This is a genomic window from Aerococcus sp. HMSC23C02 (assembly GCF_001806805.1).
GTDB classification, from domain to species: domain Bacteria; phylum Bacillota; class Bacilli; order Lactobacillales; family Aerococcaceae; genus Aerococcus; species Aerococcus sanguinicola.
The window spans coordinates 17,711-27,581 of record NZ_KV786040.1 but is presented as its reverse complement, the minus strand read 5'-3'; the positions used below and the strand labels follow the sequence as shown (position 1 = coordinate 27,581).

Here is a 9,871-nt window from a genome sequence, read left to right as displayed (position 1 = left end):
AGCGCGGGTAGAAGTGGATCTCTGGAGCAAAAGACCACAGAAGTCTAGAAGACTTCGGCGGAACTTTGTGAAGAAGGAGCCACTTCTGCGCGACCGAACCCGACTATACAGGGTGTGAGAGGATGCGGGTAGAAAGGGACCTCTGGAGCAAAAGGGATAAGAACGGCTCTAGCCGGTCGTTCCCTTTTGTGAAGAGGAGCCCTTTCTGCATCCTCGAACCCGACTATAGGGTGTAAGGGCTGGCGCTCAGCTTTCCTTCACTGGAGCAAGTCGCCAGAGCAGTCTGCAAGACTGCGGCGGAGACTTGTGAAGTGACACGAAAGCTGCCAGACCAAACCCGACTTCACCATACAATAATCCAACAAGCTAGGCTTCGGCCTGGCTTGTTTTCCTTCTTAAATCATGCAAAATCAAGAAAATCTGTACATGTTGGCTGATGATTCGGGAATCCGCAAGGGGCAACTTCTACTCGGAGGCCTGGAGTGGGGATTGGCAAGGTCTAATCCACAGAGAAGATGCCCGAGTGGGGATTGATACACTCTAACCCACACTAAAAGCTTCAGAGTGAGGCTTCAAAAGTTACAACACACAATTGAGCCCCGCAAGTGAGGCTTGACTGACCCCAGCACTCACTCGAAGGCAGCAAGTGGGGCTTGGACAAAAGCACCCGCTCCTTTTTAAACATCTGTTCCAAAAGTCAGTTCTGATATCCATTCCATATAGGGCATAAGGGTTAACACTTTCATTCCCTCAAGATTTATTGTAGAATTTAATTGGGCCATAATAATTCTCCTTTCGATGCCAAAGCATCACTTTTTACAGCAATTTAAGCATGATTATTATGGCCCTTTTTGTGTGCCATTATTTCGATTTAATGAACTGACTTGCTAACGAGCCATACAAAAGCAAGCCGCACGTCCCATACATTCTAAACAAAAAAGGCCCTCCCAAAGATCTTAACTCAGATGCTTGGGAGGGCCTTGCTTCATTCTATGATTTATCTGCTCGGGATTCTTGATTTTTAGCGAATTGGCGCTTGTTTAGGACTTGCTGGTAGACGGATTCCACCAAGAGCCCAAAGACCTTGGAGGAGAAATTCTGTTGGACATAGTTGGCGGCCCGGCTGCCTAAGCGGCGGCGGGTACCCTGGTCTTGCAAGCGGTCTAAATAGGCCGCAAATTCGTCGAAATCGTGGTACTGGTAGCCATTGTAGCCGTCAATTAGGACCGCCTCCAGGCAATCGTCGGCGCGGCAGAGGGCGGGCCGTCCGGAAGCCAGGGCCTCGATATAGGTCAGGCCCTGGGTTTCACTGGTCGAGCCGCTGACAAAGATATCCCCGAGCTGGTAGTAGCGGGCGACGTCTTCTTGGGCGACCTTGCCGGTAAAGATGACCTGGTCCTCTAGGTGATAGCGACTCACTTCAGCTTCTAAGTTGCCGCGGTAAGGACCGTCGCCCACCACAAGCAGGCGGAGGTCCGGCCGCTGCAAGCGGGCGAGATAGGCAATGATTTCTTGGAGATTCTTCTCCTTGGCCAGCCGCCCGATGGAGACCAAGACGAGCTGGTCATCGCTCAGCCCCAGAGCCCTTTTCTGCGCCTTTAATTCTTCTTCCGGCAAGGCCTGTTGGAAGCGGGCCAGTTTGATCCCTGTTGGAATAATTTCGATGGTCTGGTCGACGCCATAATCGCGCAGGAGCCGCTCCACCTTCTTACTGGGCGCAATCACCGCATCGGTCGCGCGCAGGGTCAGGTAGGAGACCACCGAAACAATCTTCTTCCCTGTCGCCTTGCTGGGGGAGAAATAATGGGTATAATCTTCATAAACCGTGTGGTAGGTATGGACAATAGGGATATCCAGGGCCTTGGCAATGGTCCGCGCCGCGTGAAAGGTCGAAAATTCACACTGGGTATGGATAATGTCTGGGGCCCAGTCAATAATCTCCCGGATAATACTGTGGTTGATGGGCAGGCTGATGCGGGCGCCAGGATAGATCTTCCCCACCTTGATGGAATTGAGGTAATAAACGCCCGACTCCTTGGCAATGGCCTGCTTGTCTCCCAGGGTCAGGATCCGGACATCATGGCCCCCCCCCCTCAATTCTTCGCGCAAAGTCATTAAAGAAGACACCACGCCATTAACAGCAGGCTTATATAAGTCAGTTGTGATTAGAATCTTCATCGTTAACAGTACGCTCCTTAACTTCCACTTCTTACCATGCATGCTTATTATAGCAAACCCCCACAAAGCAGCGCAATCTCCCCTGATAATCTTAGGGGAAGCTTAAGTATAGATCTTTCCCATCCATTCTTTCAAAGTCGTCTAGATTAGAATTGTTTTTGATGAGTATAAGATGAGATAAGTCTTAGATTGTTTTGCTTTTAGTTTAACTTTGTGCTATTATTTTTAATAACTTATAATGATTCATAATATTCACATTAATAAGATAGGAAGTGTCATGATGGCAGATCAAGAAAAAGATTATCGGATCCAAAGTCAAGTCTACGATCCAGACGTACGAATGCCGAACCGTGCGATGATGCGGGCGGTAGGCTTAACCGATGAAACCTTCAAGAAACCTAAGATTGGGGTTGCTAATACCGAGAGCGATATTACCCCTTGTAACATGCATATGGGGGACCTAGCGGATGAAACCATCCAAGCCATTAAGGACTACGGCTACCACCCCTTCGAATTCCATACCATTACGGTCTCTGACGGGATCTCGATGGGGACCCAGGGGATGCGCTTTTCCCTGCCTTCCCGTGACTTAATCGCCGACTCCATTGAAACAGTTGTCAACGGCGAAAACATGGACGGGGTTGTGGCCTTCGGGGGCTGCGATAAGAATATCCCCGGCTGTTTGATCGGGATTGCCAATGCGGGCCTCCCTGCTGTCTTCGTCTACGGAGGCACCATCCTGCCGGGCCAAGACCGCGAAGGCAAGGATATTGATATTGTGTCCGCCTTCGAAGCAGTTGGCCAATACGCCGCTGGAACCATCGAATACGACCGTTTCCGCGACGTTGAATTAAATGCCTGCCCTGGCGCCGGTTCTTGCGGTGGGATGTATACCGCTAATACCATGGCCTCAGCCGCAGAAGCTTTGGGCATGTCTCTACCAGGCAGCTCCAGCCACCCTGCCGTATCCCAAGAGAAGCACGATGACTCGCGGGCAGCCGGCCAAGCAGTCTGCAAGCTAATCGAGAAACGTATCTATCCTAAAGATATCATGACCAAGGAAGCCTTTGAAAATGCTATTACTTTGGTTATGGCTCTGGGCGGGTCAACCAACGCCATCCTTCACTTATTGGCCATCGCCCATGCGGTAGAAGTTGACGTGACCTTAGAAGACTTCGAACGTATCCAAAAACGCGTCCCTCACTTGGCTGACCTGAAACCTTCTGGCCGCTATGTCTTCAACGACCTCTACAAAGTCGGCGGCGTCCCAGCGGTGATGAAATACTTGTTAGAAGAAGGCTACCTCCACGGCGACTGCCTGACTGTTACAGGAAAGACCCTAGCCGAAAACTTGGCAGAAATGCCAGGTCTGAGCGAAGGACAAGACGTCATCATGCCGCTCTCTGCGCCTAAACGTGAAGACGGTCCATTGATCATCCTGCGCGGTAATCTAGCTGAAAAGGGCTGTGTGTCTAAACTTTCTGGGCTTAAGGTCATGCACCACTCCGGGCCTGCCCGCGTCTTCAACACAGAAGACGACGCTGTTGAAGCAGCGACCCGGCAAGAAATTGTCCCAGGCGACGTTGTCATCGTCCGCTATGTGGGACCTAAAGGCGGGCCAGGTATGCCTGAAATGCTTTCCCTCTCCTCTATCTTAGTGGGTGAAGGCTTAGGTGAATCCGTTGCCCTCTTGACTGACGGCCGCTTCTCTGGTGGGTCACACGGTCTGGTTATCGGACACATCGCCCCTGAAGCCATTGTCGGCGGGACCATCGCCCTGGTTGAAGAAGGCGACACCGTCACCATCGACGTGCCAAGCCGGTCCATCACCCTTGAAGTCAGCGACGAAGAATTAGCCAAGCGTCGGGAAAAACTGGTCCTCCCAGAACTCCTCAAGAAAGGTGCGCTCGGTAAGTATGCCCACAACGTCACCTCTGCCGACCGCGGCGCCGTCACCGACTACGTCAACCGGGACGAAGACTAGGCGAATGCGTATTCCGCATGCATAATTAAAATTCTAAAGAAGAGGCTTGGAAAAAAGTTCCGGCCTCTTTTTAAAAAGCGAACATTTTTCAAAAACGTGTTCCAAAAGTCAGTCATGACATCCACTTCACGACCTATGTCCAATCGTTTAACAACGATTTCCCATAGTTCGTTCCAGTGGTTCAGGCCTGATCGACTTTTGTCACACTCTTTTTCTTCTGCAATAGCTTTTGGAAACGCTGAATTGCCAGAATATAAGAAGACTTGAGCGTAACTTTTGTTATTGGGCGGGTTTCTTGTTATGCTAGATTTAGATTAAATAGAGGAGGATGCTAAATGTTTGTTATTTTACAAAAAATTACTACTGAAGCAGAACACACTGAAGATGTGATCAAAAAATTAGGCGACCGTGAAATCATCACTGAACAAGACGGTTTCATCGACATGTCTGTCCTCAAAGCCGAAGAACAAGAAGACGGCAAAGATATTGTCTTCGTCATCGGCCGCTGGGAAAACAAAGACGCCTGGGCCGCCTGGGAAGCATCCGACAAGCGTGACCAACCAAACGACCCTGACAAGTCAGAAATCATTTCAATGACCGCAGGAAAATTTGACAGCCAAGTCATCTTAGAAGGCAAAAAATAAGGGTGTGAGCAAAGGCGGTTAGAAAGGGATGACTGGAGGCAAAGAGGATAAGAGCGGCTTTAGCCGATCGTTCCACTTTGCTGAAGTCACTCCCTTTCTGCCTTTGCGAACCCGACTAAATAAGGGTTAGACTATAAAGCAAAAGACGAGCTCCTTTTCAGGGACTCGTCTTTTTGCTTCCTTAATAATTAATCTCAGCCACTAGTTAAAAGAGAATGACTGATCCAACTGGATGCGGTCCGACAAGTTTGGATGGGATTAGTAAGAGGTAGCTTTCAATTTGCATGCAAAGCCTCTGAACGCAAATTGAAAACTGCTAACCGCGTGCCCTCACACCCTATACATCAAAAAAAGCGATGCAAGTTGGCTCTGGGCGTTCTTGCTCGCTTAATTTCCCGTGGTGCTAGCGCATATTCGCTAGCTGTGCCAGTTGGAACAACTGACATGCTATGCTTGGACGGTGCCAAGCGATTTGTTTAACTTGACTATAGTATAGCAGGTATTCAGGGGGACGTCAACACTTTTTTAGGCATTTCTAAAAAATATTTAGTTTTTCTTCTGATAACGGAAGGCGACGGTTTCATAAGGGGCCAAATTGACTTGGTCGGAGAGCTTGTCTAAGGGCCCATTGCCCATGATTTTATCGGCGTCAGGCTGAAAGTCGGTGGCGGTCAGGTCCAAGCTCACGGGGGCTGCGTAGAAGTTAGACAGCACCAAGACTTCCTGGTCCTTGTAGCGGCGGCGATAAGCCATGACTTGGGGATGGTCGAGGAAGAGGCCCTCATAGTCACCCTGGCTAATCACCGGATCGTGCTGACGAAGCTGGATCAAGTCCTGGTAGTAGGCAAAGATCCGCTGACTCAAGGCCGACTGGGCATTGACCTGGTCCGCATTATCGTTCACTGCCAGCCATGGCGTCCCTGTCGTGAAGCCCGCCTGGCCGCCAGCTTCCCACTGCATGGGGGTCCGCGCATTGTCCCGGGACTTCTCCTGGACAATGGCTAGGGCCTCTGCTTGAGACTTGCCGGCCTCCAGTAGGCTTCGATAGGCATTGTGAGTTTCCACATCCTGGTAGTCTTCGATCGCTTGGAAGTTGGCATTGGTCATGCCGAGCTCTTCGCCTTGGAAAATATAGGGCGTCCCCCGCATGAGATGAATCGTTTGGGCCAGCATGGTCGCTGATTCATAGGGATAATTCTCCGGATCGCCAAAGCGGCTCAGCTGGCGGGGTTGGTCGTGGTTGCTCAGAAAGAGGGCATTCCAACCGCCTCCGTCAGACATGCCGCGCTGCCAGTCATCGAGGATTTTTTTAAGAGATAAGAAGTCAAAATCGGCCAAGGCCCACTTCTCACCCTCGGGATAGTCCACCTTGAGATGGTGGAAGTTGAAGATCATGTTCAACTCATCACGGTCTGGATTGGTGTACTTGACCCCCTCAGCCACCGAGGTGGAAGACATTTCGCCCACAGTCACCGTATCCGTGCGCTGGCCAAAGCTAGCCTGGTTCAGCTGGCGCACCCAGTCGTGGACACGCGGGGTATCGGTATAGAGGGCTTTCTCCTGGCTACCCCCATCGCCGGGCCCATCGACTAAGACAGGATCCTTACCGATCACATTGAGGACATCGAAGCGGAAGCCCCGCACCCCCTTATCTAGCCAGAAATTACAAATGGCCTGGCATTCTTTGCGGACGGCAGGATTGTGCCAGTCGAGGTCGGCCTGGCTGACATCATAGAGGTGGAGGTAGTAAAGGCCGGAATCGCCAAAAGGCTCCCAAGCTGGGCCACCAAACTTCGACTGCCAATTGGTCGGCAGGCTCCCATCAGCCTTGGCTTGGCGGAGGATATAGTAATCCTGGTAGGTCGCATCACCCGCCAAGGCCTTCTGGAACCATTCATGGTCAGTTGACGTATGGTTAAAGACCATATCCATCATCACGCCCATGCCGCGCCGGTCAGCTTCCTGGACCAGGTCTTCAAAGTCAGCCATGGTCCCGAAGCGAGGGTCGATAGCCCGGTAGTCGCTCACATCATAGCCATTATCATTCTGGGGCGAGGGATAGACCGGACTCAGCCAAATCATCGTCACCCCCAGCTCTTCCAAGTAAGGCAGGCGCTGGATAATCCCTCTCAAGTCACCGAAGCCGTCCCCATCACTATCCTGGAAAGACTTAGGATAGATTTGGTAGACTGTCATCTCACGAAAAGCCATCAATGAAACTCCTTTCTATTTCTTCACAATATAGCCTAGGCCTTGGCCAGCTTGGTCGGCCTGGTCGAAATCAAAGTCGAGCTGGTCATACTGGTCAGCTTCTGTAAAGACTACCACAATATCGGTCCCCTTGCCCGCTGCTCGGATGTCCTCTAAGTCCATCTCCGCCAATTCTGTTCCGATATCGACTGGGTTGCCGACTTGAACTTTAATGGTGAAAGGTTCCCCTTCCAAATCAACCGTATCTAAACCCATGTGGATGAGGACTTCCACACCAGAATCCGTCTCCAAACCAATCGCGTGCTTGGTAGGAAAAACACTGGTCACTTGGCCGGTGATAGGTGAAACGACCCGGCCATCTGTCGGTTCCACCGCAAAGCCGTCCCCCATCATCTTCTGGGAGAAGACCTCATCAGCCACTTCTGTAATGGCCTTGGCCTTGCCATTGGCGACACTGGCCACTCTTTCTTTAGAGGCTTCTGCCTTAGCGGAAGTCGGTGCCGCTTGGCTAGCTTGTTCGGAAGCATCTTGCTTAGCGCTCACCTTTTGCCCCGAACTATCTTTAACCAAAAAGCCGGTCTTCTTAAAGAGAATGGTCAGGGCAAAGGGGACGACTAAAGCAATCAGCATGGCTAGGAAGAACCAAGCCATGGAAGGGACCTGGATGACGAGGAAGCCAGGCAAGCCACCGATCCCAATCGAATTAGCGGTCACCTTGGTAGCTGTCGACAGGAGGCCCGCCAAGGAAGATCCAATCATCCCGGCCACTAAAGGATACATGTACTTGAGGTTGATCCCGAAGAGGGCCGGCTCCGTGACTCCTAAATAAGCTGATATAGCGGCTGGAATGGTGACCTGGGACTCCTCTTCGTCGTGGCGGGTCATCCACCACACCGCAAGCACTGCTGAACCCTGGGCAATATTCGAGAGGGCAATCATGGGCCAGAGCCCCGTTCCTTGGTAGTCTGCGATCAACTGGGCGTCGACGGCATTGGACATATGGTGGAGGCCCGTCACCACCAGGGGCGCATAAAGGGCCCCAAAGACTGCTCCGAAGAGCCAACTCAAACCTGAAGTCAGACCGGCGTAAACAATCGACCCAATCCAGGTCCCGATCCGCCAACCCACCGGTCCTAGCACGGTATGGGCCAGGATAATCGAAGGGAAGAGGGCCAGGAAGGGAACCAGGATCATCGACAGGTACTCCGGCACGTGCTTGCGGAAGAAACGTTCCAAGTAACCCAGCGTCAAACCTGCGAAGAGAGCCGGCAATACCTGACCCTGGTAGCCAATCTTATCCAAAGTAAAGAAACCGAAGTCCCAGACCGGCACCTCCCCATTGAGGATAGCGGCCGGCGCATCATAGGCATTCAGCAATTGACCAGAGACCAGGGTAATCCCTAAGATGATCCCCAGAATCTGGGTTCCGCCCATCTTCTTCACCACGGACCAGGTAATGCCGACCGGTAGGAAGTGGAAGATGGCCTCACTAGGCAGCCAGAGAAAGTCATCCAAGCCCGCCCAAAAAGTACTTGCTTCTACCAGGGTTTGCCCGTCCAACATGTCCAAGGGAATCCCGCTCAACAAGTTCCTAAAGCCCAGGATCAAGCCCCCAACAATAAAGGCCGGAATAATCGGTGCAAAAACCTCTGCCATAAAGGACAGGGCCCGTTGGAAGGCCGACTGGTTACCCTTGGCCTGGTCCTTAACTTGGTCCTTACTGGTCCCCTCCAGGCCCGACACTGCTTCAAAAGCCTGGTAGAATTCTGACACCTGGTTACCGATAATCACCTGGAACTGTCCGGCTTGGGTAAAGGTCCCCTTCACCGAGGGCAGGGACTCAATTCGCTCCACGTCGGCTTTTCCCGGGTCCTCCAGGGCAAAACGCATCCGGGTCGCACAGTGGGTCACTGCCGCCACATTCTCGCGACCCCCGATGGCCTCCACCAGGACCGCCGCATCTTCTTTAAAATCTGCCATAAGCTCTCCTCCTCAATCATTCTTTATCACCCCCATTATACCCAAAGTAAACCCTTACACCAAGGAAAGTAAACCAAAATAAAAGAAGCTGGAAGGAATCCAACTTCTTGACATATGGTAGGAGTGAGCATCCCTTGCACGGTTGGATTTGCACTCAAAGCCCCTGGATGCAATTGGCCGCTTTCTATTTGCATTCGAAGCTTCTGAGCACAAATGGCCGCTTTCTATTTGCATTCGGAGCTTCTGAGCGCAAATACCCGCTTTCTTAGCAAGTCAGTTCATTAAATCGAAATAACGGCACACAAAAAGGGCCATAATAATCTATGTTTAAATTGCTGTAGGTAGAAGCTTTCTGGCATCGAAAGGAGAATTATTATGGCCCAATTGAATTTTACAATAAATTCCGAGGAGATGAAAACGTTACCCTTCATGACCTATATGGAATGAATGTCGGAACTGGCTTTTGGAACAAATTTTTAAAAAAAAGGAGCTGGCACCTTTGTCCAAGCCCCAATTGCTGCCTTCGAGTGAGTGTTGTAACTTTTGAACCCTCACTCAGATGCCTTTAGTGTGGGTAAGAGTGTATCGATCCCCACTCAGGCATCTTCTCTGTGGGTTAAACCTTGCCAACCCACACTCCAGGCCTCCGAGTGCAACTTGCCCCTTGCGGATTCCCGGACCATCAGCCAACAAGTACAGATTTTCTTAATTTTGCATGATTTTAGAAGGAAAACAAGCTAGGCCGAAGCCTAGCTTGTTGGATTATTATATGTTGAAGGAGCATTGCTTTTCCTTCCTAGTTGGGTTCGGTCTGGCAGGCTTGGAGTGATTTCACCCAAGCGGAACGATCGGCTAAAGCCGCTCTTTTCCGTTT

At 51.2% G+C, this 9,871-nt stretch carries 5 protein-coding genes; 2 read left to right on the top strand and 3 right to left on the bottom strand.

The annotated features are described in order from the left end of the window. Nucleotides 1-990 precede the first annotated feature (990 nt). Nucleotides 991-2,178, bottom strand: coding sequence for a glycosyltransferase family 4 protein (locus HMPREF3090_RS01030; RefSeq protein ID WP_070485744.1), 1,188 nt, complete (start codon nucleotides 2,176-2,178; stop codon nucleotides 991-993). A 280-nt stretch (nucleotides 2,179-2,458) separates the two neighbouring features. On the opposite strand from HMPREF3090_RS01030, the gene ilvD reads away from it, so the two are divergent. Both ilvD and HMPREF3090_RS01020 read left to right on the top strand, forming a co-directional pair. Next, on the top strand, nucleotides 2,459-4,162 hold the full coding sequence (ilvD, locus tag HMPREF3090_RS01025; RefSeq protein ID WP_180754589.1) for a dihydroxy-acid dehydratase: 1,704 nt from the start codon (nucleotides 2,459-2,461) through the stop codon (nucleotides 4,160-4,162). Nucleotides 4,163-4,497: 335 nt separating this feature from the next. After that, complete coding sequence (locus HMPREF3090_RS01020) at nucleotides 4,498-4,806, top strand: antibiotic biosynthesis monooxygenase family protein (protein ID WP_067973429.1); 309 nt, start codon at nucleotides 4,498-4,500, stop codon at nucleotides 4,804-4,806. Nucleotides 4,807-5,352: 546 nt separating this feature from the next. On the opposite strand, the gene treC is transcribed toward HMPREF3090_RS01020, so the two are convergent. Together treC and treP are read right to left on the bottom strand one after the other, a co-directional pair. Next, nucleotides 5,353-7,017: an alpha,alpha-phosphotrehalase gene (gene treC / locus HMPREF3090_RS01015; RefSeq protein ID WP_067973431.1), complete on the bottom strand. Its 1,665-nt coding sequence runs from the start codon at nucleotides 7,015-7,017 to the stop codon at nucleotides 5,353-5,355. 15 nt (nucleotides 7,018-7,032) lie between these two features. Further along, the gene (gene treP / locus HMPREF3090_RS01010) at nucleotides 7,033-8,997 is read right to left on the bottom strand and encodes a PTS system trehalose-specific EIIBC component (RefSeq protein ID WP_067973435.1); all 1,965 of its coding nucleotides are present in this window, start codon (nucleotides 8,995-8,997) and stop codon (nucleotides 7,033-7,035) included. Nucleotides 8,998-9,871 lie beyond the last annotated feature (874 nt).